Source organism: Rhizobium phaseoli (genome assembly GCF_003985125.1).
Lineage (GTDB): Bacteria > Pseudomonadota > Alphaproteobacteria > Rhizobiales > Rhizobiaceae > Rhizobium > Rhizobium phaseoli.
The window spans coordinates 73,744-96,255 of the sequence record NZ_ML133578.1 but is presented as its reverse complement, the minus strand read 5'-3'; the positions used below and the strand labels follow the sequence as shown (position 1 = coordinate 96,255).

Sequence of the window (22,512 nt, the reverse complement as noted above, 5' to 3'; positions counted from 1 at the left end):
TGGTTCATGCGGAAGAGCGGCCGAGAAGCACGGCGTCATCGAGTTCCCAGCTGAGCGAGACCGCCTCGCCGACGGCCACCGGGCGGGCGAAATAGTCGCTGTCGTCTGATATGACGGTGAAGTCGTCGCTGCCGGCGCCGAGCACGGTGATCTTCACGGAGGAGCCGCGATATTCGACGTTGGAGACGATGCCGTTGAAGCCGAGCGTCCATTCGCTCGCCACCTGCAGGCGCACGCGGTCGGTGCGAATGCCGATATCGACAGCTTCGCCGACTGCCCTGCCCGCGCCGCGCACGGAAAAGCTCTGCCCCTCCGGCACGGTCATGACGAGCACGCCGTTGCCACTCGACGTCACCCGGCCGCTGAGCACATTGTGATCGCCCATGAAGCGGGCGACGAAGGCAGTCGCCGGCTTCTCGAAGACCTCGCGCGGGGCCGCCGCCTGCTCGATCCGGCCGTCATTCATGATGACCATGATGTCGGCCAGCGCCATCGCCTCTTCCTGGCTGTGGGTGACGTGCACGAAGGTGATGCCGAGCGACTTCTGCAGCTTCTTGAGTTCGGCGCGCATGCGGATCTTCAGGAACGGATCGAGCGCCGACAGCGGCTCGTCGAGCAGCAGCGCCTCCGGATCGGTGATCAGCGCACGCGCCAGCGCCACACGCTGCTGCTGGCCGCCGGAAAGCTGGGCCGGCCGCCTGTTGGCATAGGGCTCCATCTGCATCAGCTTCAGCATCTCGAGCGCCTTGGCCCGCCGCTCGGCCTTGTCGACGCCCTTCATCTTCAGGCTGAAGGCGACATTGTCGATGAGGTCGAGATGCGGAAACAGCGCATAGGACTGAAACATCATCGCCGTGCCGCGTTTGGCCGGCGGAAAATCGGTGACGACGGTATTGCCGAGCCGGATATCGCCGGACGAAATGCTCTCGTGGCCGGCGATCATGCGCAGCGTCGAGGTCTTGCCGCAGCCCGACGGACCGAGGAAGCAGCAATAGGAGCCGGCCGGAATCTTCAGGCTGATCCCATGGACGGCCGTCGTCGCCCCATAGACCTTCGAAACGGATACTATATCGATCTCTGCCGCTTTCGACATCATGCCTTCCCCTGTTCGAAGAAGATGATGCATCTGCCGTGCCAATCCGATTTCAGCAGCTCAAACCATTGTAAATAAATGAATTTGGCCAGAAGGAGCGTGCAAGAGCAAATTATGAGCATGGCATCGTCTGCACATGATTTAGGCTATTGTCTGCAATTTACGCAAAAAATCGTATACAATTTAGCTGCCGCTTCGGCCACAAATTCCGTTTAACTTTTGCCGCGAAGCCGGATATGGTTTGCCCGTCATCAGGGAACAGAATTTCATGAAATCCGCCGCCAAGGCTGCGCAAGCCGAAGACTCCGCCGAAACCGGCGCGCAGCAGATCCGCGACGCCATTCGCGAAGCGATCGTCGAGCGCAGGCTTTCTCCCGGCACCAAGCTTTCCGAGAGCGATGTCGGCAACCTGTTCAACGTCAGTCGCACGCTTGCCCGCGCGGCGCTGCAGGCGCTCTCCTATGAAGGTCTCGTCAGCGTCGAGAAGAACCGCGGCGCCTTCGTCGCCTATCCCTCCCCCGACGAGGCCCGCCAGATCTTCGCCGCCCGCCGCCTGGTCGAGCCGGGCATATTGCGCGAGGCAGCAGCGCGGATCACGCCCGGCGACATCGCCCAGTTGAGACAGCTGCTGCTCGAGGAAGGCCGGCTGATGAGCGAGCGCGGCCAGACGGCGCGGCGCGCCGAGATCAAGGCGTCGGGCGATTTCCATCTGATGTTGGCGGAAATCTCCGGCAATGCGATCATGCAGCGCTTCATGGAGGAGCTCGTCGCCCGCTCGTCGCTGGTGATCGCGCTCTACGGCCAGTCGACCGCCTCAAGCTGCGGCCATTCCGAACATGGCGATATCATCGCGGCGATCGAGAACGACGAACTCGACCGCGCCTGCCAGCTGATGCTGCATCACATCGCCCATATCGAGGCCGATCTCGATCTGCGTGAACGCAAGAGCCTCGGTCTCAAGGAAGCCTTCGAACTCTGACGGGAGCGCCGGCGCGGCTGCCTTTGCCACGCCGGGTCGCAGTCACCAGGGCGTCGTCTTCGGCAGGCTGTCCAGGGCCTCGAAAATCTCCTCCGCGGTGCGCGGTTCGCTGGAGCGCAGCTTCACCGTCCCGTCGCGGCCGATCAGGATCAGCCCGAACTCGCCCGACGGCGGTCCCTGCAGCCGCTCTCTGACATCGTCGGCATCAAGATCCCAGTCGTCGTCGAACAGCGAGAAGGCGCCGCCGCCGGCGATGATGAACACTTCGACATCTTCCTCAATGAGACGCATATGGGCGTTGCGCAACCATTCGTCTTGGATCACCGCGCGATCGTCCTGCGCATCGGCGAAGATGATCAGCACCCGCTTGCTGTCGCGAAACTGTTCGAGCGATTGCGGAAGTTCCGGCTCACGCCGCGGTGTGCCGATGATTTCTTGAACGATGGATTTCAGCATGGTGCTATTCCTCGCCCGTCATCATGCTACGGGCTGTGTCTGCGCATTCCAGCGCCTGCGCGCAAACGGCGCGGAGAACGCTGTAACGCGCTGAATGACTGAATAATTCCCAATCCGGTGCGAATTGGAAACATGGAAAGAAACGGCTGGGAATAAGGGAGGTTCCGCCGAAACAGAAAAGGATCGCAGCCCTAAAGCGCCGCGATCCTTCTCCTGTCAGTCACGGCTCTGGTCTTCGGCCAAATGCGAGGAAACGGCGACGAGATCCGCCGTGCCGTTGGCGAGAAGACGTTTGCGCACCAGCACGCGCATGACGCGTGCCGCCGTCGAGAAGGTCATCTGGTCGAGCGGACCTTCGCCTTCCCACGGCTTGGTCAGCCGCTCGGTGACGGCGCCGACGATATTCATCGGCACGATGTCGGTGCATTCGCGCATGGCTTCGAAAACGAAGCTGATCGGGATGACCCGGCCTTCGTGGGTCACGATCGGTTCGGTCAATTCACTGTCCCATTCCTCGAAGGCGTAAAGTGCCTCGCGAAACAGCTGCTGGAGGGTAAACGGCGCGTGGCCGTTATGAAGTGGCGGCAGGGCATTCATCATGTCTGTCTCCTCTTGATGGATTGAAGCCAAAGTCCTCCTGGATCGGTCGGCATCGACGCGGGGAACGCAGCTTTTTGCCCCTCGCAGACCGAATAACACGATTGATTCTATAGAGTAACACGCGAGGGATAAAGCCCATTTCTCCGCCGGAACGGAAGCCATTTGCTTAAGAGCATGAAATTCCTGCATGTTTTAGGCGAAATTTTCTCATCACACGCAGTTCTTGAAAATCCATGCCGGTCGCATCGCACTTGGGCAAAAGGCCGGAAAAACCGTGAAAAATCACGGAACTTTTGCGGCTGTAATCTGTTTTGTTCTCACTTTGCAAAAAGCAGATGGGGTTACCACCAATGACGCAAATCCGTGAACCGGAGCGGCGGACCAGGGTTCTGCGTGGCCGTCCATATAGTCTTGACGAATTCGCCTCCAAATATGGCCTGCGCAGCGAGCAGGCCGAAAGCCTGTTCACCCGTTTCGGGCCCTCCTCGATCGAACTCGACTTGCTGATGGCAGCCAAGCGCCGCGCGCCTGTGCCGCCGGACAGAATTGCCGAATAACGCCTTTTCACCAACGGAACGGACAAATGAGCGACAGACGCCACGATTGGATCAGCAAGCGAGCCTACGCAATCTGGGAAAAGCAGGGCCGCCCTGACGGCCGCGACGACGAACATTGGCGCCAGGCGGTCGCCGAGCGTGATGCCCTGGAGCGCACGCAGGCCTCGGTCGACGGCCGCGAGGTGCTGGTAAAATTCCGCCCGAAGCCGCCACGGCCGGAACTGCCGAGCCAGGACTGGATCAATCCGACGACAAAGGTCGGTTGAGGCGGCCGCGCGGCTTAACGATCAGCTCACCTGCCGGGCAGCACTCCGATCAGCCCTCATCCTGAGGTGCGCAGGCCGAAGGCCGGAGCCTCGAAGGACGAGGTCGGCCACCGCAGGCCCAAGACCGGTGGGTGGCTGGGCGATCCAACGCCGCCCGATTGCTGGCCGTTCACCCGCCATGCTAGCCTGCCGCCATGGAAGTCACCGTCTATATCCTCCGCTGCAGCGACGGCTCATACTATACCGGCCTCACCAAGCAGGAGATCGAGGCGCGTGTCTGGGAGCACAATGCCGGAACCTATGACGGCTACACCGCCAAGCGCCTCCCCGTCGAACTCGTCTTTACCGAAACCTATGACCGCATCATCGACGCCATTGCCCGCGAGCGGCAGATCAAGGGCTGGTCGCGCCGCAAGAAGGAGGCGTTGATCGCCTTGGATTACGAGGCCTTGCCGGAACTGTCGAAACGAGGACCGGTCAGGGCTGAGTGAGCGGGGTGGCCGACCCTCGTCCTTCGAGGCCCCTGCGGGGCACCTCAGGATGAGGGCGGAGAGAGGGCGCGGCCCGCTTCAACGGGAGGCGGAGCGGCAGGCCGATGACTCAGTCCGGATGCATGGCAGGTCGCGGTGGCGAGGATGAGGGCGAAGAGACCGATCAGCCCACCAGCCACACGGCACACCGATCAGCCCTCATCCTGAGGTGCGTAGGCCGCAGGCCGGAGCCTCGAAGGACGGGGGCGGGTGGCTCGGCGTTTCCAGCCGCATCCAGTGCCGAGGAGATACCGGTGGCCGACCCTCATCCTTCGAGGCCCCTGCGGGGCACCTCAGGATGAGGGCGGGGAGAGAGAATGCCCGTAATGGCACAGTGCAGCCGCCTCCCCGACCGCCGACTGTTCCGGCTCTAAACGCTTCATCAAGCATATTGGCACAAAGACGGGGATAAGGGCTATCCCCCTCCCCGCCGGCGACATTGTCGCTCGACACCCTCTTTGCAAAATCGGAAACGGTTGGACATGAAACCGGCTCGTGGGCGGAGCGCGGATTTCATTTCGCCGGGGGGCCGGGTTCGATGCCAGGCGATGCTGTTCATACTCAGGAAAAAGACGGAAATCGTCCGCCGGGGCAGACCTGTCAGAAAACCTTGTGTTCCTGGCAAAGCGCCCGATGGACCTCGGTCCAGAACAGCGCCAGCGGGCTGTCGCCGTTGCGTTCGGCAACGAGGGCGCGGATCAACGCTTCGGAACCTGCCATGTCCTGCCAGCTGGATTTGAGGCCGTTGGCGGCCTGTTGGCATTCGGCAATCTCGAATGGTCTCTTGCTGTCCATATGAGGTCTCCTCATGAAGGCGCTAGCAGGTGGTGCCCGGATTGTCACTCCCGCATATGTGGGGATGCCTTGTATTTTAGACGGTCCTCACGGTAGGATTGAGCGAATTGGGACGATGGAAATGATTGAGAATGCTTACAGCGACAAGTTCGAACCCGCTTTCGAACAGATCAAGGCTGCGCCCAATGTGGATGCGGCCATTCGTATTCTCCAGGCGGAATATGGCCTCGATTTCGTCACCTACCATCTCGCCCAGACGATCGCGAGCAAGATCGATTCGCCCTTCGTTCGCACCACCTATCCCGATGCCTGGGTCTCCCGCTATCTTCTGAACAGCTATGTGAAGGTCGATCCGATCGTCAAGCAGGGCTTCGAACGCCAGCTGCCCTTCGACTGGAGCGAAGTCGAGCCGACGCCGGAGGCCTATGCCATGCTGGTCGACGCCCAGAAGCACGGCATCGGCGGCAACGGCTACTCCATTCCCGTTGCCGACAAGGCGCAGCGCCGGGCGCTGCTGTCGATGAACGCCCGCATCCCGGCCGACGACTGGGCCGAACTCGTGCGGCGCTGCCGCAACGAATGGATCGAGATCGCCCATCTGATCCATCAGAAGGCCGTCTACGAACTGTACGGCGAAAACGATCCGGTGCCGGCCTTGTCGCCGCGCGAGATCGAGTGCCTGCACTGGACCGCACTCGGCAAGGATTACAAGGATATCTCGGTGATCCTGGGAATTTCCGAGCACACCACCCGCGACTATCTGAAGACTGCCCGCTTCAAACTCGGCTGCGCCACGATTTCGGCCGCCGCCTCGCGGGCGGTGCAGCTGCGCATCATCAATCCATAGAGCATTTTTCGTTTTCTTCGATCCACGACCCTGTTTCGCAAGCCAGATTCAAGGCGCTGAAGCGTTGCCGCGCTTCAGCGCCTTGGTGTGTGCAGGGCATAACCCCAATCCTCATACTTTTGGGCTAATCCCCCCATCTGTGGGGGCCCATCTGAGGGAATTTCCGACGCGGCCTGCCTGAACCATTCTGCTCTCCACGAACTGCAAACGCTGGAGGGCAAAATGTTCGTTATCATTCAGGCACATGAGTATCAGAAATACGCTGCCGTACTCGATCAGATGTTCCGCCTGCGCAAGAAGGTCTTCGCCGACACGCTCGGCTGGGACGTTCCCGTCATCGGCCCCTACGAACGCGACAGCTATGATGCGCTCGCCCCGGCCTATCTCGTCTGGTGCAACGACAGCCGCACGCGCCTTTATGGCGGCATGCGCCTGATGCCGACGACCGGCCCGACCCTTCTCTACGACGTCTTCCGCGAGACGTTTCCCGCTGCCGCCGATCTCGTCGCACCAGGCATCTGGGAGGGCACGCGCATGTGCATCGACGAAGCGGCGATCGCCAAGGATTTCCCCAATATCGATGCCGGCCGCGCCTTTTCGATGATGCTGCTCGCGCTGTGCGAATGCGCGCTCGACCACGGCATCCATACGATGATTTCCAACTACGAACCCTATCTCAAGCGCGTCTACAAGCGCGCAGGCGCCGAAGTGGAAGAACTCGGCCGCGCAGACGGCTATGGCAAGTACCCCGTCTGCTGCGGCGCCTTCGAAGTGTCGGATCGCGTGCTGCGCAGGATGCGCGCCGCCCTCGGCCTGACCCTACCCCTTTATGTCAGACACGTTCCGACCCGCTCGGTCGTGACGCAATTCCTGGAGATGGCAGCATGAACCGCCTCGCTGAAACCACAACGCAGAAAGATATCAGCGCGCTCGAGCGCCACGTGCTCGCATCCCGCGACATCGCCACGCAGATAGGAGATCCCTTCCTCTCCTATCTGCTCTCGATGGCGCTGTTTACGATCTACGAGAAGAAGGCCCAGCACGAGAACGAGGCGCTGAAGAGCAGCTTCAGCTGAGGGCGCGGTTCCCCTCCGCCCGCCTGAAGGGGAGCATGTCTCCCGGCGCCTCGCGCGCAGCCGCAAAACTTGTCCCCGTTTTGCGGCTGCGCGCCCCTGTCTTGTCGCCAGGCCATCCGCTCACGCCATCAGGGAATCGATCGTCGAGATCAGCGTATCGTGCATGTATGGTTTCGGCAGGAAGGCTGCGTTGGCGGGCAGCGCCATCGGATCGAGCCGCACCATGCCCGAGGTGATGATGATGCCGATATTCGGCCGCATCGCCCTCACCCGCTTGGCAAGCTGGATGCCGTCCATCGAACCGGCCATGTTGACGTCGGTGAACAGGATATCGACATCCTGCCGGCCCTTCAGCACCACCAATGCCTCATCGGCATTCGCCGCCTCCAGCGCCACGTGCCCCACATCCTCCAGCACATCGAGGATATTGAACCGGATCAGCGGCTCATCCTCCACGATGAGCACCACGGCACTGTTCGAAGCGACCATCTGCAAACGCCCTTTTCATGCGGAATATGATTCGAATAAGTGTATCCCGCGCGGCAAGGTTCCAGTGCTTTTGCCCATGAAATATGCATCATCCACAGATGTTGCCCTGCCCGCTTGTGGCTCCCTGCAATTTGGGCTAGAGCGAACCGGTGCTGCGGGAACCATTGCCCCGGCATCACGGTGCCGATCTTCGGCGTCAGGGCCTGTAGCTCAATGGTTAGAGCCGGCGGCTCATAACCGCTTGGTTGGGGGTTCGAGTCCCTCCGGGCCCACCATCAATTTCCGGGGTTTACGCCGCCTTCGCCCGATTCGCGGACTTTCCCGGGCGACAGATCAAAGACTTTCATTGAGCCTTCCGTCGTCATAAATTATATCAAAAAGTGAGTTCGTTTCAACCAGTTACAGCAAAAATTCCTCGGGCGTCACTTCATCGGGGCGGCAGTCAAACCCGCGAGCAGACGGTTATCGGCCGAGGGGCAGCAGGTTTAGAGCGGATTTTTAAAGCGTGTAGCGGTGGCACATTTCATTGCGAAATCTTTATAGCTCCCCCGCGCGGGCAGCAATTCGGGCAGCAACGCCCCTTTTAAACGGGCGAAGGACCGGAAGCTATTCGGGGCCGACGAGCAGCGAGTTCTTATTTTTACCACCTGCAAGCGATACCGCCAAGGCAACCGTATTTTCTGAGCCTATGAAGCTCGCTAGCTCGGCCCGAAGCCCGTCATTTCCTCAACCGACGCGAACGGTTCCTCGCGTTCAAAGCCTCTGCCAGTGACCGTCCCCCTGCGACGTCTGCGAATGTGTTGATAACAGAACCCTTGCATTGGCCTATCCTGCGAGTAGCATCAGCGATCGACGGGGGGACGCATGACAATCGAGGAACTTATCGATCTCCAGGAGCCGGGAGCCCGGGTGCTCGACTTGGCCGGCCACGAAAATCCATATCCGAGCGAGTAGAATGTTCCCAAAGACAACAGCGACGCTCGCAGCGACTGGCTGGCACATGACCTCTGGAAATTCGGATGGAAACTGAGAATGCCAGTGAGGGCGCATGCTCCATGTGATATGCTGCTTGGCAACGCCATTCTTCGTGTCACCAGGTTGGATGTGTGTTTGCAGCAGGGCGGCTTCGACAGTCACAATGAACGGCATTGCGCTTGATTGCGAAGATTGCAGCCGGCTCGCCTTGAAATACGGAGACCGTCTCGAAGTTCGCGAGCAGCGACCTCTCGCGGTGTTAGTCTCGATTGATGCTGGGTTTTCCAGTGCACCTCTGCACAGGTGCGACGACGCACTGTGCCCGAAGATTCGACAAGCTGCTTCGCACTCCTTACAGTTGAATCATGCAGCGAATCGGCACCCAACTCATCCTCAGCGCGCATGATCTGATCGGGCATCTGAGCTGTCGCCATTTGACGGCGCTCGATCTCAAGGTTGCGGAAGGAGTGCTCGCAAAACCAGTGCGCTGGGACCCCCTGCTCGAGGTCCTAAGGGAGCGAGGCCTGAAGCATGAACAGGGATTCCTCGATAATCTGAAAACGCAAGGCCTCGATGCTACCGTCATAGGCGGCATTGACGTGAACGATGACAACGTCGGCGCGACCATGGACGCGATGCGTTCAGGGCAGCAGATCGTGGTGCAGGCGGCGCTTCGCGACGGCCGATGGATCGGGAGGGCGGACGTTCTGCGGAGGGTGGAACGAACCAGTGACTTGGGTCCGTGGTCGTACGAGATCATCGATACTAAGCTCTCCCGAGAGACCAAAGGCGGTACGGTACTTCAGCTAAGCCTCTACGCCGAACTTCTCCATACTATGCAGGGTATTGCGCCGGAGTTTGTGCATGTCGTTGTGCCCTGGTCCAACTTCGAGCCGCAAACCTTCCGCGTCTCTGACTTTGCCGCTTTTTTCAGAAAAGTGAGGAGGGCCACCGAAGAGGCTACGGCTGCCGGACGGGGCGATCATTACCCGGAGCCGACGGAACATTGCGACATTTGCAGATGGGCAGAGCAGTGCGATGCCCGGAGACGCGACGACGACCATCTGTGCCTTGTCGCCAATATATCGAAAACCCAGATTGCGGAATTGCGGGCGCACTCTGTTACGACGACAAAGGCGTTCGCGGACCTCCCCTCGCCGATGCCGTGGAAGCCTGAACGCGGTTATCCGGCGAGCTTCGAAAAAGCGAGAGCCCAGGCCCACATCCAGGTGTGCGCCCGGGAGGCTGGCGAGCGGCAATACGAACTGCTCGAAGTGATACCGGCCACCGGGCTCTGCCGGCTGCCCGAACCATCGCCCGGCGACATTTTCTTCGATATCGAAGGCGATCCCTTCATCGGCGAGCACGGGCTCGAGTACCTGTTCGGATATCATTATCGTGACGAGGCAGGCAATTTGGTTCGCACTGCCGATTGGGCGTTTGACCGAAACTCCGAGAAGGTTGTTTTCGAGCGGTTCATGGGCTTCGTCACGGAACGCCGCACACAATTCCCGGACCTCCACATCTATCACTATGCTCCATATGAGCCGGCCACATTGAAGCGGCTCATGGGGCGCTATGCCACGCGCGAAAGCGAGGTAGACAATCTCCTGCGCGCCAACGTGCTCGTCGATCTCTACAGCGTCGTTCGCAATGCCATTCGGGCAAGCGTCGAGAGCTACTCGATCAAGAAGTTGGAGCCGTTTTACGGATTCGAGCGCTCGACACCGTTGAGAGATGCGAACATCGCGCTCTCCGCACTTCAGGTGGCTTTGGAACTCGACGACGGCCGCTCGATATCTGACGACACAAAAACGGTGGTTGCCGCCTACAACGACGACGACTGCCGATCAACAGAAGCATTGCGGGGCTGGCTCGAACGGCTCCGCACCGATGCCATCGCTTCAGGCACCGTCATCGACCGCCCCTCCCCCGAGAGTGAAGAACCAAGCGAAAGCGTCTCAGAGCGCGACGCGCGCGTCGCGGAACTCATCGAGCGGCTGACACGGGATGTGCCGGTCGACGCCGCGGAAAGAACACCCGCCGAGCACGGGAGGTGGATTCTCGCCCACAGCCTCGGCTGGCACCGCCGGGAGGCGAAGGCAGGCTGGTGGGAGTACTTCCGGCTTTGCGACCTGACCGCGGAGGAACTGCTGGACGAAAAGGCGGCGTTGGGCGGGCTGCGGTTCGTAGGCACGGTCGAGCGGACAAAGGGCGGTATCCCGACCGACCGCTATGAATTCGATATGCAGGACACGGAAATCCGTGAGGAGGACGAGCTTCGCGCCGCTGGCGGAGAGACCTTTGGCAAAGTGGTGGCGACTTCGCAGGATGCTCGAACGCTTGATGTCAGGAAGAGCAAGAAGTCCGCTGATCTCCATCCTGACGGGGTCTTTGCTCACACGCTCATCCGCACCCCCGAGCAAGAAAACTCGCTCTTGCGGCTCGGCGAGTATGTTGCCGACCATGGCATTGAGGGAATCGGACCTAATCAAGCTGCCCGCGATCTGCTTCTGTGCCAATCGCCTCGGGTCGCAGAGCCCCTACATAGGGATGGGGAAGACACCCTGACCTGCGCGGTCCGCATCGCGCCACAGCTTCAGGGTGGCGTGCTTCCAATCCAGGGGCCACCGGGGACCGGGAAGTCATTCACGGCCGCGCATATGATCTTCACTCTGCTGAAACTGGGTAAGCGGGTCGGAATCACGGCCAACAGCCACAAGGTCATCCGCCACCTGATCGACAAAACGATCGAGGTCGCCAAGGAAGAAGGCACCAAGGTGCAAGCGGGCCAGAAACTCTCTTCAAAGGTGGAGGACACTGACGACGTCCGGTTCTACGTGGACAATGCGACGGCGGTAATGGCGGTCGCGTCTGGCGATGTGCAGTTGATGGGCGGTACTTCCTTCTTCTGGGCCCGCGAGGACACCGTAGCCAGCGTTGACGTGCTGTTCGTGGACGAAGCCGCGCAGATGGCGCTAGCGAACGTGCTGGCGGTCTCGCAAGCAGGATCGACACTCGTCCTCCTTGGCGATCCTCAACAATTGGAGCAACCAATGCAAGGCTCCCATCCTGATGGCACCGGAGTATCCGCACTTGACCATCTTCTGCGGGGACAGAAGACAATCGCACCTGAGCAGGGTCTTTTCCTCGAGAAGACTTGGCGGCTCCACCCCGACATCACGGCCTTCAACTCCGAACTGTTCTACGAAGGCAAACTCGACTCCGAGAAGGCCTGCAGCGTCCAGGGGACATCTTCGGCAGGCCCGTTTAAGGGCACTGGCTTGCGCTATGTCCCAGTTCGCCATTCTGGCAACCAGTCGCGTTCCATCGAAGAAGCAGACGCCGTTGCTCAGATCGTCGAAACAATGCTGGGATCACAAATGTATTGGACCGACCGCAAGGGCGTAACCAGTCCTCTGGCGCTCGGAGACATCATCATCATCGCACCCTACAACGCTCACGTGTTCGAGATTCAGAAACGCATTCCCGGCGCGCACGTCGGGACCGTCGACAAGTTTCAGGGTCAAGAAGCCCCGATCGCGATCTACTCGACGGCCACGTCCAGCTACGCAGACGCACCTCGGGGAATGGAGTTTCTCTACAGTTCGAACCGATTGAACGTGGCCATCAGCCGAGCGAAATGCATGGCCATCCTGATCGCGTCGCCAGAGCTGTTCGAGGTAGAGTGCAAGACGCCTCGCCAAATTCAGCTCGCAAACGCGTTCTGCAGGTACCTCGAGGTGGCTGAGGTCGTGGAGATTTAGAGATTGGCCCTTTGGAGAATGACCCCAACTCACGCCTTTCTAGGTGTCGCACGCCAAGGCGATCCACTAGCCAAAATGTCCCTTAGTTTCGCATAAGAGCGGCTTTTGTCTGTCATTTTCGCATAAGAATGCGCATGCCAACCGAAATGTCTACCATTTTCGCCTAAGAAGCAGTTTTGTCTGTCACCTTCGCATACGGTGGCTCCAGAGAATATCTTGCAGCCCGTCAATGGCCGCGTGGACGCAAATTAGCGAAGTCTCGTAGCGGAGTTGTGCAGTGGCGTTGAAGAATATCTCCTACCACTCAGTGAGAGGTGATCGCACGACCGCTGGACGCGAGATGCTCTGTAATGGCGCGCCGGATTTCGGTAACCGTGTCGAAGAGCCTGTTGTCCAGGTCGATGACATTAAAGCGGACAGCGATGAATTTGAGGCGGTTTTCGGCAGGGACCGCGATCCCGACTTCCTGACCGTTGAATACGACAGCTTGCCTTTGCATAGCAGACCTCGGGCGCGCCACACAGGAGCACCATCTTAGAAAAGTGGAACAAAGGGGTACGACGCGTCAGATTGCCGCCGTAGGTCGGTATCGGATCGAGACGAGATCACGCATTCGCTACACCATTACGAAGAACCGAGGACAAATAACGTCATCATCCTCCCTCCAAGGAAGGTCAAACGACCGCTGAATATCGCCGGCGAGGGCCGGGTGTATCGGAACTTTTCTGTAAAAAACGTAGTCGAGAAACTTCGAGTAAGCAACTGATTTTTGTTATTATTTAGCCATTTGAATCGTATGATAATTACCGCAGGTGCGAAGTAACGAATGATGTACGTTCGTCCGACCCATCGTCGAAGGCCCGTCAACCGGCTTTACTCGGCGATATTGCAATCGCCACTGAGCGCAGGTGCCAGGTCGGCTGGACCAAAGAGTCCGATTCCGCTCCCACGTGGCTTCCGGACGGGGGGCTTCAGAAGTACCTAATCACCGCATAACCAGCGACATATCCAAGAGGGAACATTGCCGCTACAATGTAGCCAGATCGATAGTTCGACGTCATGGAAATGATGCTGGTTACCAGCCCGGCTGCAATTCCAACCGCGAGGACAGTTGGAAGGGCATCCGCCGCGAACGCGCCTGGGCCATCCCCCGATCCTAGGGAAAAGAGATAGACGACCATCATTGCGATGGTTGCCGCCGTAAGCGTCCACCCCTGTCGCCAGAACGCAAGCGCGACGAAACCGACGATGTATGGCAAAACAAAAAGGATAAAGAACAACATAATCGTACCAACTCTTGCTATTTCGGACAAAAGGACGCCAATACCACTCCGTAGAACTCGACCCTCCGCGGCCCCCACACCATCGCGCAAATTGAAGCGTATAGTACTCCAGTCGGCGAATTTTAGCAGGGCGAGGCCGATTGGGAGATCAGACGTGCTCTTGCCTTGGGTGGAGCCACGATATGTCTCTAAACCACTTAAATCTTCCGGCCTCTCCGAACGGGACATAGAGATTCTCGCGAAGGTAATGGCCGACTCTGATCCTTTGGTTGTATTAGGCAAACGTAGTCTGCGAAATTGCAAACCTTTGCTGCGAAGGACATTCAGTGTCCTTCGCAGCAAACGTTTGCATAAGGCATGCTTGTAATCATTCGTTTTTCCATGCGCTTTCGCAGCATGCGTTCAACATCTTCGCAACATACCCTTGCTCAGCTCTAGGGCTTTCGCGGCATACCTATGTTCAACTTTACAACCAAGAGATGCTCGTGAACTTCGACCAATATGACCTCCCCTGCTGGAGCCAGGCTGGTGACATGAGATGGCGATCGGGATCGTTGAAAGGGCCGCGTCTATCGCAGGCTCGACAGCCTGGGGGCCGATAGATAAATTGAGCGCGACAACTTGCAGGTGCCAATGAGCATAGACCTTTGGGATATCGAGACTCTCCCACCCGAGACCAAGAAATATTTGGTCGAAGGGGACGATCTGCTCGCCAAGTTCTGTGCAGAAGAGATCGCCATCGAGTCATCAAGGCCAACGGGCCGAGTCTTCTGGCAGCGGCCGGCGAATAAATTCGCCCAGTCGAAGGCCGAACTGGAAGCGGACATCGGCTACATGATCTCGGGAGAGAGCATCCGCTGCTTTCACTACGCGCGGATGACCGATGAAGAAATCGACCTCATCGGTAAGCGGGGGATTGTCCTGTCGTCAGCACCATTCCTCAAGGAGCGCCTCGATGGATTGGTAGCCGCCCAGCATATCAACCGAGTCCAAGCCGATCAGATATATGCGGCAAGCCCTCTCATGACCGGAGAATTGTACGGTCGAAGGGATGGGCTCTTCTGGACATGTGCCATTCCGCAGCCAGTCTCCGACAGTGGTGTAGAACGCCTCCTCCGAATTTGGGGAGGTGAAGTCGCATCATGGACACTGGTGGACGCTGGTGCATCCTTTGGCCTCGCCGGAATAGGAAAGCCGCGCATTCTGGAAATCGAGATACCAATCAGTACTGCTATGGAAGGACGAGCGGCCGGCACGATAGGTGCGTGGCTGGTGGCCCGACGGATGGTCGATCTCGGTCTCAGTGATTACCAGAGCGGGATTGACGTCTATACCGATATTGCCCTCCCTCCTGACGCGCTGCTGACGGTGCACACGGAGGGCGATGAGAATTTTATGGCGATGGCCAACGGATATCCGTCCTCATACAGCAACTGAATGCCCTCGGAGCTTAACCGGCCTGCAATGGAACGCTCTGATCGGCTGGCTACGGGTGTTTGCCGGCATAGCTGAGCCTTGTGCCTCAGCATTTCTTCCCGATTGCCGGATCGTTCCAGCCTTCGGTGATCGCCTTAACCCGATCCGCCCTCCCCGGATGTGATTTCGACGGACGCTCGTCGAGAATCGGAACCGCACTGAGTGCGGCATCAAGGCTCATTTTGGATAGCCGCATCGCAGCCCCGGCGAACCGATCCGCTGCCAGTTCTTTCCGGGGATCGGCGGCCGTTCCCAGGTGGTGACAATAATGGTGCCCAAGCTCATGGGCGATGACCATCATCGCGCCTTCATACCCGATCTGCGGGGAGAGGGTTCGGTCGTAGACGATGATGCGATTTCCATCCTGGACCGTCGCGATGGCGTTGCCGCCTAGCGAGGCGTTCATGGGGTAGATGTTGCACTGGTCTTTGACGTCGAGACCCATAGCGTCACAGAGGTCGAAGAACATGTACATGTAATCTTCGAACGCCGGTTCCGCGAAGACGTCCTGGTCTCCGGCGGGTATGTGAAGCGCCGGACTGTCTTTGCCGAGATGCAAGACAACGCCGTCTTCCGCGAAGGCATTCGTGATCTGCAAGCCGGCTGCAGGGATGAGGCAGAGAGCCATCCAGATGCTGGCGAATGCTCTCGCGACTGCTTGATGCATGCTGTGCCTCACGAAGTTTAGAATCTGGGCCGACGCGCCCGTGTCCTCATAAGATGGGCCTGGAAGCCAGGCAATGGCGATCTGGGCGGTGGAACCGGCATTGGCCTCGCAAACCCCTGGATCGGCGTGCCCGATAGCAGGTGGTCAACGACGCTCTGTCGGAGGACGGGGGTCACGACCACTCGCTCGCGTGGAAGATAATTCAGCAGCCAGAGCACTCCCGTCGCAGGCAACCAAGGCAACGGAAATTCAGCGTTGCCAAAATCTAGAAACAAGGGGCGGCTCCCTCGCCGCCAGCGTTCGATGATCGCCGAGGCGCGATCCCTCAAGAGCCAGGCTCGGGTTTTAGTCACGTCCGATGGGGAGCAAGTGGTGATCTCCTGGCGGAACGAGGATAGGTCCCGTTTGAGACGCGTGCCGTCGACAATCCAGACCATGGGATCATAGAACGCCTCTCGCGACACCCTCTCCTGCGGCGTGATCGGCGAGTGTTGGAATTCGATAACGGTGCCGCTCGCGGTCTTGACGTCGGCAATGTGAATCTCGCCATCGAGAGCCCGATGATGGACTTCCTGCCATTCCGTCGGAAACAGGTTCTTCCACGCCCGATGCCATTCGGTCTCGGGCTCCCACCAACGGTCACAAACAGCGGTGCTCACGTGGGCCCAGTGATGCAGCCGCTTGATGCCGCACTTGGCTAGCGTCGGCGAGCCGCAACCAGGGCAAGTTCCACGGGTGCCGGTCGTCGCTTCCTGGCGGATTCCATTTACGAAGGCAAATTTCATTCTCATCTCCAAACAGCCGTGAGCGCGCCATGAGCGACGCAAGTTCGGTTCCTAGCAGGGAAGTTGGCGGGCGGCTTGGTTGCCGCTTGGAGGTTCTTCGGGCAGTTTCGGCTGCCTCATGTTCTTATTCGTCTGGTCCGCCCGACGAACAAGCTCAGGCTATTGTGCCATTCGTCAGAAATCAACTGCATAGACGGCGTTATGCACTGATCAGTATTGGCGATGCGGTCGTTCTTTATCCATCGGAGGCTGAATTGTATTAGGAACCATCGCAAGGCCAGGGAGTTAATGCTTCAGTCGGGCGTAAGCGTAATCGGAGCGCGGCGCTCTCCTCATTCCTCGGGTATCCGAGGTTGCTTCCAGCTTGCGAGCTGTGACGCGGGGTTCGAATCCCTGCCCCGACAACCATATCCCATACAAAGCCGGCGATTTCTCGTCGGGCGAGCCTGACGTCGACAACCCCTTCTCCGCGGATTCCTTGTCACCTCGCCATCGAACTGCGCCGCCACGAGCTTGATGAGTTTCGATTCGATCCGTCGCCAAGGGCACCCCGCCCCGTTGTCTGCCGGGTGAAGATGATGTCCGTTCTTTGAGAGGTCAGCGTTATCTCCACGCTCCGGCCATCGTCGTCCGGAAAGCGTACTTGAACGCGATCGTCACCAACTCGTCGACAATCAGGGCTATGGACGAGGCCTTTCTGGCGATGGACTAATACGCACGAGCGACAATTATCTCCTCTAACCCAGCTTGCCCGGTGAACAGGCATCGCTTGAACGATGTGGGTTGGTCGAGTGGAGCGTTGCGGATTGTGAGTTTCAACGTTTTGAGGAGGTCGACTATTTTTGCGAGGTCATCGCCGGTAGGCCTGGACCACGAGCATCGCACCCATCCTTTCGCATCGCTGGAATCATCGCCATCGCCGGATGCTTCTCCAAAATAGGACTTTAGTGCCTCAAAGGAGTCGATATCGGTTCGGATATTGGCGTGAAGCCGAGTTTTTGCTTCGTCGAAAAGAGCCTGCTGAATATCAACGAGAAGCGATGGCACGGCATCGATGAACTCGGCCAACGACACGGTTTCGGATGCCATCGCGCCACCGCCGCGGAGTTTGTCCCGCCGCATGAAGCTCACCAGCCGACCAGCGGTGTCGCGAGGTCCGATTTCGCAAACAATCGGTGCGCCGCGTTTGACCCAGGTCCAGCGCTTGTCGGCGCTTTTGGTGAGACTTTTGTCTACAAACGCGCGGACGGACATACCGAAACACGATTGCGACCGAAGGCCACGCAGAATCTCGTCACAGAACGCGAGAACCGCCTCGTCTTCCGGCGTATCGCGAAGGATCGGCACTATGACCACCTGACGGGGGGCAACTGCCGGAGGGCAACGAAGGCCATCATCATCACCATGGGTCATAATGATGCCGCCAATCATCCTCGTCGAGAGCCCCCAACTTGAAGTATGGCAATAGCTGTCGCCGCCATCCTTGTTCTGGAACTTGATGTTTTGCGCCGTAGCGAAATGGATTCCCAGATAATGAGCGGTGCCAGCTTGAAGCGCCTTGCCGTCCTGCATCATCGCTTCGATTGAATAGGTGTTGTCGGCCCCTGGGAAGCGCTCGTGCTCCGGTTTTTCGCCTGCTACCACCGGAATCGCAAGGACCCTTTCGGCGAAGTCGCGATACAACTCAAGCGCATTGCGGGTGCTTTCCCGCGCCTCCGCTTCCTCCGCATGGGCGGAGTGGCCCTCCTGCCAGAGAAATTCGGCCGTCCGGAGAAACAGGCGCGTTCTCATTTCCCAACGGACAACATTTGCCCACTGGTTGATGCACAGCGGGAGGTCGCGATAGCTCTGAATCCATCTCTGGAATGAATCCCCGATGATTGTCTCAGACGTCGGTCGAACAATCAGCGGGTCTTCGAGTTTGGCGTCGGGGTCAAGCTCTAGCTTGCCATCAGTGTTTTTAATCCTGTGGTGCGTGACCACCGCCATTTCCTTGGCGAATCCTTCGACGTGTTCCGCCTCCTTGGCAATGAAGCTCATTGGGATGAACAGAGGGAAGTAGCAGTTCTCAAATCCAAAAGCCTTGATACGGTCATCAAGCTGGCGCTGCAAAAGCTCCCAAATGCCGTAGCCCCATGGCTTGATGACCATGCAGCCCCGCACCGGGGAAAGTTCGGCCATGTCGGCATCGCGAACGACCGACTGATACCATTCGGGGAAGTTTTGGGTGCGGGTTACTTTAAGCGCGAACTTCTGCATTCCGTGAAAATCCAAATTGGATTGGGAAGGTGACAACATCGCACAGGTGCTACGCAGCCGACGCCTTCGGACGGCGACCCGAAGCCCGTTGCGTCTGTCAGAATTGAATCACGATCTGCTCAGGAGGCTCTTTGTTGAAATCGGAATATCGAATCCACCGCGGGGTGGCTTTGAACATCACGGCCCCCCTCTCGATGAACGGCCTGGCAGCCGGAACGCTGTTGAGATAAGCTTCCTGATATTGTTCGATATCCGTGGCCGGAACCTTTGTTGCCTCACCCTCGTATTGAACCGTGATGTTGTCGTTCCATCCGACTACGAACGCGACGCCGGGACGCTCCGCGAGATTGTCGAACTTTCGCGTTTCCTTGAAAGTGCTGAACACGGCCTCAAGATTGTCGCGCACCGAGAAGTCGATCGTAGCAGCCTCCGGCGTTCCATTACGATGGCAGGTCGCGATGACCGCCAAGCTGTGCTTTCTCAGGAATTCAAGGATCATGCGTTTCGTCTGAAAATCGTCCATTGTCTTGTCCCCTCGGTGAGTATTCTCGATTTTTACGCAGTCCCACTCGACAGCCCGCCGACCTCAGCGGCGTCTGGCCGCCAGCGCCGCGAGCTTGCGAGATATGCTTCACCACCCGACCCAGCCATTGGTGCATCCATTCTAATTTCGTGCCTTCCAGGATGATTAAGACGGCAAGAAAAAGGTCTGAGTATCTTAGCCATTCGAGATCGGCGCGAGCTTCGAACGCGGGTTACGTGGCTCCTGTTGAGAGGCTGTGCATGCAGATGACCAGTTCCGACTGCCGCGACACTCCTGTCTTGCGGAAGATCGACTTCAGTTGCTGCCTGGCAGTGCCTTCAGCGATCCCCAGGGAACCGGCAGCCTCCCGTACCGATGCGCCACGGCCGAGGGCATCCGCCAGCCTGAGTTCTGCCGGGGTCAATCTGAAACGGTGCGCGAAGCTTGCAATGCCGGCGGAACTGTACCAGCTAGCCGTGTCGATGATGATCGCCACAGCCGGGCCTCCGAAAAAATCGGTGAGCGCGTCCCTACAAATCTTCGCTAGGGTGACCTTAGTCGGACCTTGAGAGGTCGTGATGACGTAGGAGTGCAGCCTTGGCCCAGCCGCTATCCCATCGACCATTTCACGCAAGACGCCATGGGCAGTCCTATCCCTGAGGGTCACCCTGCCGACAGGCGAAAGTCCGACGAGTTCCCCGGCTTCGAGGTGACGACCTCCCAAGGAGTTGGTACGTCTGAGCACTCCGCCTTCTCCGACAACCACAACCCCGATGTCGGCGTGATCGAGGATGGTTATTTGGTTCTCGGCCTTGCCCCCTTGTGTCTGCCCGCGATAGAAACGGAACGCCTTGTGGAGATGCGGGGAGAGTCCCGTGAGCACCTTGGCGGCGGCCATGTTGTCATCTGGATCGGGATTTGCGGTGAGCGTACTTAAAGCGAACAGCCTCCCGTTTTCGCGGGTAATCGTCACTCCGACGGCAGCCTCGCAATCGACATGCCGCAGGAAATCACAATAGTATTCTGTCTGGACGAGGTCGGCTCTCTCAAGCATTTGTTCGGAAACAACCCCCAATCCAATAGGACGGATCGCTGCACCTCTCATCCACGGGTTGATTTTCGAATAGTGCTGGGAATACGCGATGAGATCGTCCTCGCGGAGCCCGGATGCCAATGAAAAAGAACCCATGTGCCTGACGGTGTCATGCAACAGAAACAGCGATTTCCCTCCGGGGAGTAAGCTGTTCAACTCGTCAAGGAAGCGCTGCCAAGTGGCCTCACCGAGAAGGCAGGCATAGATAAGGTCGACAAGATGATCAGTCGTCCGTTCGACGTTGACAACGTGGTACGCCATGTTTTGCGCTGGGTCGCCCCGTCCCTGCGGTTTGGAAAACACCTAGTATCGTCGATCATGCAACCATTATATTCGAAACTATGCTTATATAAGCACGTTATTGGTGCGAAGTCGACAGTAACCGCCGAGGTCGATACTGGTATTGGCGGGCTCAGGACGAATGTTTTTTGTTATAGGCTAGTGCACTTTCAGCTACCAACCGATCATACAACTCTGCCCGCGGCTTATCGCAGATGGGAGACGACATCGCTTGGGGCCGCAGTTTCCGGCTCGCTTGGAAAGGTGCGAGGGTATGGGTAGGCTGTTTGCGCCTCTCTCACTCCGCAAGAAGCGACAGCAATCTGTCACCGCCTGACGATACCGCATCGCGCGCCGCCACGGCAGTTATTACGAAGGCGTCTATCTGCTCGCGCGTATGATTATGCATCAGCTGCACCCGCCAACGACATCCGTTCTTGGCGACTGCCGGATACTCGACGAGGTTCACGATCGCTCCGTTGTTTAGCATGTATGAGGTCATCTCCCGCGACAGGCCGTTGGAGCCGAGGACGACCGGAACGATGGCGCTCGGCTCTCCGAGGACTTGAAATCCGGCGTTTTGGAGGGATGAGCGCATGTGCATGACGTTGCCCATCAAGCGCTTCCTCCGACGCTCGCCTTCGGGACTGTCGACGATAGCGAGACAGGAAAGCACCGCGGCTGCCTGCATCGGCGATATCGCGTTGGTGAAGGTCAGGGGACCGCACCCGTATCGGAGCGCGAGTTTCAGTTCCGTCCTGTTCGAGGCGACGAAACCACCGTTGGAACCGAATGTTTTGGAGAAGCTCCCCATAACGATGTCGACGTTTCAACGCACCCTGCAACTCGAGATAACCACGGCCGCAAGGACCGATCGCTCCGAGGTCGTGGGCGACGTCGACCATCAAGGTCGCTTCGTACCGGGAGCAGATCGCATGCAGTCCGGCGATGTCGGGAACGTCGCTGTCCATGGAGAAAACGGTTTCGGTGACGACCAGGATGCCCGCACCCGGGTTTTCGGCCCGGATGCGGGCAAGCCTCCGCTCGACGCCCTCGTTCGAGCAGTGTGGGAACCGGTGAACGTTGCCCGTCGCAGCGGCGGCTCCCTCCTGTAGGCAGGCATGTGCAAGAACGTCGATGACGACATGGTCCTCGCGTCGAACCAGTGTTCTGATAAGGCCATAGCCAGCTCCCCAGCCGGTCGGGAACACGGCGCATCGGCGAGCCCCAGAAAGGTGGCGAGCTTTCTCTCCAGTTCGATCGTCATCTCCGTAAGCCCCATCAAGGCGGACGATCCCGCGCTGTGGACTCCATAGCGCTCGGCGGCTTCGGTCGCCGCATTGATGACGCGTTTCTCCGTTGCGAGGTTCAGGTAGTCCTGGGATGCGAAGTTCACGCCAGGGAGAGGTTCCCCGTTCCTCGCGTAAGCGACAATTTCGGTGTCGATCCGGGCGGCGGTGTATTTGCTGTAGGGGTCGAGACCGTTCCGCATCCTCGCGTCCCACCAGCCCGTCATGGGCTTCCATCGACCAGGGAGGTCGACAGCTGCCTGGTCGTAGTAGTCGGTTGTCACTCCACCAAAGACGTCGAATTCCGCGCTGTCCACCGTGGTACCCCCCCAAGCCGTGCGATCCGTAGGATAAGGAGGCGTTGGGAACGGGTCATATCCCATCTGGGATATGTGGGGACGTACGTCGCAGCGTAGCATTGACCTTAG

At 58.8% G+C, this 22,512-nt stretch carries 22 protein-coding genes, 1 tRNA gene and 1 pseudogene; 10 read left to right on the top strand and 14 right to left on the bottom strand.

The window, feature by feature from the left end:
- Positions 1–4 precede the first annotated feature (4 nt).
- Positions 5–1,093, bottom strand: a complete 1,089-nt coding sequence (locus EFD56_RS21630) for an ABC transporter ATP-binding protein (RefSeq protein ID WP_126906247.1) — start codon at positions 1,091–1,093, stop codon at positions 5–7.
- A gap of 268 nt (positions 1,094–1,361) precedes the next feature.
- Here EFD56_RS21630 and EFD56_RS21625 point away from each other — a divergent pair, with 268 nt between their 5' ends.
- Positions 1,362–2,072, top strand: coding sequence for a GntR family transcriptional regulator (locus EFD56_RS21625; protein WP_004674445.1), 711 nt, complete (start codon positions 1,362–1,364; stop codon positions 2,070–2,072).
- 42 nt (positions 2,073–2,114) lie between these two features.
- Here the strand turns inward: EFD56_RS21625 and EFD56_RS21620 are convergent, their stop codons facing one another.
- Positions 2,115–2,528, bottom strand: coding sequence for a DUF4174 domain-containing protein (locus tag EFD56_RS21620; RefSeq protein WP_041683705.1), 414 nt, complete (start codon positions 2,526–2,528; stop codon positions 2,115–2,117).
- A 216-nt stretch (positions 2,529–2,744) separates the two neighbouring features.
- On the bottom strand, positions 2,745–3,128 hold the full coding sequence (locus EFD56_RS21615; RefSeq protein ID WP_126906246.1) for a BRA0787 family protein: 384 nt from the start codon (positions 3,126–3,128) through the stop codon (positions 2,745–2,747).
- Positions 3,129–3,478: 350 nt separating this feature from the next.
- On the opposite strand from EFD56_RS21615, the gene EFD56_RS21610 reads away from it, so the two are divergent.
- From EFD56_RS21610 to EFD56_RS21600, 3 genes are all read left to right on the top strand, one after another.
- Positions 3,479–3,685: a hypothetical protein gene (locus EFD56_RS21610; protein WP_004674439.1), complete on the top strand. Its 207-nt coding sequence runs from the start codon at positions 3,479–3,481 to the stop codon at positions 3,683–3,685.
- Between the two features lie 26 nt (positions 3,686–3,711).
- Entirely contained in the window at positions 3,712–3,951 is a 240-nt protein-coding gene (locus EFD56_RS21605) for a DUF2934 domain-containing protein (RefSeq protein WP_126906245.1), read from the top strand.
- A gap of 194 nt (positions 3,952–4,145) precedes the next feature.
- Positions 4,146–4,442 carry a GIY-YIG nuclease family protein gene (locus tag EFD56_RS21600; RefSeq protein WP_037140358.1) on the top strand — a complete coding sequence of 99 codons (297 nt, stop codon included), beginning with the start codon at positions 4,146–4,148 and terminating at the stop codon, positions 4,440–4,442.
- A 639-nt stretch (positions 4,443–5,081) separates the two neighbouring features.
- On the opposite strand, the gene EFD56_RS21595 is transcribed toward EFD56_RS21600, so the two are convergent.
- Positions 5,082–5,276 carry a hypothetical protein gene (locus tag EFD56_RS21595; RefSeq protein WP_126906244.1) on the bottom strand — a complete coding sequence of 65 codons (195 nt, stop codon included), beginning with the start codon at positions 5,274–5,276 and terminating at the stop codon, positions 5,082–5,084.
- Between the two features lie 121 nt (positions 5,277–5,397).
- Here EFD56_RS21595 and EFD56_RS21590 point away from each other — a divergent pair, with 121 nt between their 5' ends.
- The 3 genes from EFD56_RS21590 (at position 5,398) to EFD56_RS21580 (ending at position 7,199) form a co-directional block, all read left to right on the top strand.
- Positions 5,398–6,123, top strand: a complete 726-nt coding sequence (locus EFD56_RS21590; protein ID WP_126906243.1) for a LuxR family transcriptional regulator — start codon at positions 5,398–5,400, stop codon at positions 6,121–6,123.
- A gap of 222 nt (positions 6,124–6,345) precedes the next feature.
- Positions 6,346–7,011: an acyl-homoserine-lactone synthase gene (locus EFD56_RS21585; protein ID WP_097602317.1), complete on the top strand. Its 666-nt coding sequence runs from the start codon at positions 6,346–6,348 to the stop codon at positions 7,009–7,011.
- Entirely contained in the window at positions 7,008–7,199 is a 192-nt protein-coding gene (locus tag EFD56_RS21580) for a hypothetical protein (protein ID WP_004677735.1), read from the top strand. The genes EFD56_RS21585 and EFD56_RS21580 overlap by 4 nt, the downstream gene beginning before the upstream one ends.
- A gap of 120 nt (positions 7,200–7,319) precedes the next feature.
- On the opposite strand, the gene EFD56_RS21575 is transcribed toward EFD56_RS21580, so the two are convergent.
- Entirely contained in the window at positions 7,320–7,688 is a 369-nt protein-coding gene (locus EFD56_RS21575; RefSeq protein WP_037140362.1) for a response regulator, read from the bottom strand.
- Between the two features lie 199 nt (positions 7,689–7,887).
- Between EFD56_RS21575 and EFD56_RS21570 the strand changes: the two genes are divergently transcribed.
- Together EFD56_RS21570 and EFD56_RS21565 are read left to right on the top strand one after the other, a co-directional pair.
- Positions 7,888–7,963: transfer RNA gene (locus tag EFD56_RS21570), tRNA-Ile, on the top strand.
- Between the two features lie 1,065 nt (positions 7,964–9,028).
- Positions 9,029–12,430, top strand: coding sequence for a TM0106 family RecB-like putative nuclease (locus tag EFD56_RS21565; protein WP_126906242.1), 3,402 nt, complete (start codon positions 9,029–9,031; stop codon positions 12,428–12,430).
- Between the two features lie 304 nt (positions 12,431–12,734).
- On the opposite strand, the gene EFD56_RS21560 is transcribed toward EFD56_RS21565, so the two are convergent.
- Both EFD56_RS21560 and EFD56_RS33225 read right to left on the bottom strand, forming a co-directional pair.
- Entirely contained in the window at positions 12,735–12,929 is a 195-nt protein-coding gene (locus EFD56_RS21560) for a hypothetical protein (protein WP_126906241.1), read from the bottom strand.
- 472 nt (positions 12,930–13,401) lie between these two features.
- Positions 13,402–13,941 (bottom strand): hypothetical protein, encoded by a 540-nt coding sequence (locus tag EFD56_RS33225; protein ID WP_245440630.1) that lies wholly within the window; start codon positions 13,939–13,941, stop codon positions 13,402–13,404.
- 405 nt (positions 13,942–14,346) lie between these two features.
- On the opposite strand from EFD56_RS33225, the gene EFD56_RS21550 reads away from it, so the two are divergent.
- Positions 14,347–15,150, top strand: coding sequence for a hypothetical protein (locus tag EFD56_RS21550; protein ID WP_126906240.1), 804 nt, complete (start codon positions 14,347–14,349; stop codon positions 15,148–15,150).
- Between the two features lie 85 nt (positions 15,151–15,235).
- Here EFD56_RS21550 and EFD56_RS32955 read toward each other — a convergent pair whose 3' ends face one another.
- The 7 genes and pseudogenes from EFD56_RS32955 to EFD56_RS33480 form a co-directional block, all read right to left on the bottom strand.
- Complete coding sequence (locus EFD56_RS32955; protein WP_206513422.1) at positions 15,236–15,787, bottom strand: ImmA/IrrE family metallo-endopeptidase; 552 nt, start codon at positions 15,785–15,787, stop codon at positions 15,236–15,238.
- Between the two features lie 86 nt (positions 15,788–15,873).
- Positions 15,874–16,641, bottom strand: coding sequence for a competence protein CoiA (locus tag EFD56_RS21540; RefSeq protein ID WP_126906239.1), 768 nt, complete (start codon positions 16,639–16,641; stop codon positions 15,874–15,876).
- A 708-nt stretch (positions 16,642–17,349) separates the two neighbouring features.
- Positions 17,350–18,900, bottom strand: a complete 1,551-nt coding sequence (locus tag EFD56_RS21535) for an aminoacyl--tRNA ligase-related protein (RefSeq protein WP_126906238.1) — start codon at positions 18,898–18,900, stop codon at positions 17,350–17,352.
- Between the two features lie 97 nt (positions 18,901–18,997).
- Complete coding sequence (locus EFD56_RS21530) at positions 18,998–19,423, bottom strand: pyridoxamine 5'-phosphate oxidase family protein (protein WP_126906237.1); 426 nt, start codon at positions 19,421–19,423, stop codon at positions 18,998–19,000.
- Positions 19,424–19,655: 232 nt separating this feature from the next.
- Complete coding sequence (locus EFD56_RS21525) at positions 19,656–20,819, bottom strand: helix-turn-helix transcriptional regulator (RefSeq protein WP_126906236.1); 1,164 nt, start codon at positions 20,817–20,819, stop codon at positions 19,656–19,658.
- 274 nt (positions 20,820–21,093) lie between these two features.
- A complete protein-coding gene (locus EFD56_RS33485) occupies positions 21,094–21,609 on the bottom strand; it encodes an aminotransferase class I/II-fold pyridoxal phosphate-dependent enzyme (protein ID WP_126906235.1) in 516 nt (171 codons plus the stop codon).
- Between the two features lie 109 nt (positions 21,610–21,718).
- Positions 21,719–22,321, bottom strand: a pseudogene (locus EFD56_RS33480) (aminotransferase class I/II-fold pyridoxal phosphate-dependent enzyme); the annotation flags it as partial.
- Between the last annotated feature and the right edge of the window lie 191 nt (positions 22,322–22,512).

Bases quoted from the DNA above. Each gene is read 5' to 3' on its own strand.
- EFD56_RS21600 (WP_037140358.1), top strand. From the start codon at position 4,146: ATGGAAGTCACCGTCTATATCCTCCGCTGCAGCGACGGCTCATACTAT.
- EFD56_RS21540 (WP_126906239.1), bottom strand. From the start codon at position 16,641: ATGAAATTTGCCTTCGTAAATGGAATCCGCCAGGAAGCGACGACCGGC.
- EFD56_RS21615 (WP_126906246.1), bottom strand. From the start codon at position 3,128: ATGATGAATGCCCTGCCGCCACTTCATAACGGCCACGCGCCGTTTACC.
- EFD56_RS21530 (WP_126906237.1), bottom strand. From the start codon at position 19,423: ATGGACGATTTTCAGACGAAACGCATGATCCTTGAATTCCTGAGAAAG.
- EFD56_RS21590 (WP_126906243.1), top strand. From the start codon at position 5,398: ATGATTGAGAATGCTTACAGCGACAAGTTCGAACCCGCTTTCGAACAG.
- EFD56_RS33225 (WP_245440630.1), bottom strand. From the start codon at position 13,941: ATGTCCCGTTCGGAGAGGCCGGAAGATTTAAGTGGTTTAGAGACATAT.
- EFD56_RS21560 (WP_126906241.1), bottom strand. From the start codon at position 12,929: ATGCAAAGGCAAGCTGTCGTATTCAACGGTCAGGAAGTCGGGATCGCG.
- EFD56_RS21625 (WP_004674445.1), top strand. From the start codon at position 1,362: ATGAAATCCGCCGCCAAGGCTGCGCAAGCCGAAGACTCCGCCGAAACC.
- EFD56_RS21610 (WP_004674439.1), top strand. From the start codon at position 3,479: ATGACGCAAATCCGTGAACCGGAGCGGCGGACCAGGGTTCTGCGTGGC.
- EFD56_RS21550 (WP_126906240.1), top strand. From the start codon at position 14,347: ATGAGCATAGACCTTTGGGATATCGAGACTCTCCCACCCGAGACCAAG.
- EFD56_RS21620 (WP_041683705.1), bottom strand. From the start codon at position 2,528: ATGCTGAAATCCATCGTTCAAGAAATCATCGGCACACCGCGGCGTGAG.
- EFD56_RS21565 (WP_126906242.1), top strand. From the start codon at position 9,029: ATGCAGCGAATCGGCACCCAACTCATCCTCAGCGCGCATGATCTGATC.
- EFD56_RS21535 (WP_126906238.1), bottom strand. From the start codon at position 18,900: ATGCAGAAGTTCGCGCTTAAAGTAACCCGCACCCAAAACTTCCCCGAA.
- EFD56_RS33485 (WP_126906235.1), bottom strand. From the start codon at position 21,609: ATGGGGAGCTTCTCCAAAACATTCGGTTCCAACGGTGGTTTCGTCGCC.
- EFD56_RS21580 (WP_004677735.1), top strand. From the start codon at position 7,008: ATGAACCGCCTCGCTGAAACCACAACGCAGAAAGATATCAGCGCGCTC.
- EFD56_RS21585 (WP_097602317.1), top strand. From the start codon at position 6,346: ATGTTCGTTATCATTCAGGCACATGAGTATCAGAAATACGCTGCCGTA.
- EFD56_RS21630 (WP_126906247.1), bottom strand. From the start codon at position 1,093: ATGTCGAAAGCGGCAGAGATCGATATAGTATCCGTTTCGAAGGTCTAT.
- EFD56_RS21595 (WP_126906244.1), bottom strand. From the start codon at position 5,276: ATGGACAGCAAGAGACCATTCGAGATTGCCGAATGCCAACAGGCCGCC.
- EFD56_RS21605 (WP_126906245.1), top strand. From the start codon at position 3,712: ATGAGCGACAGACGCCACGATTGGATCAGCAAGCGAGCCTACGCAATC.
- EFD56_RS21575 (WP_037140362.1), bottom strand. From the start codon at position 7,688: ATGGTCGCTTCGAACAGTGCCGTGGTGCTCATCGTGGAGGATGAGCCG.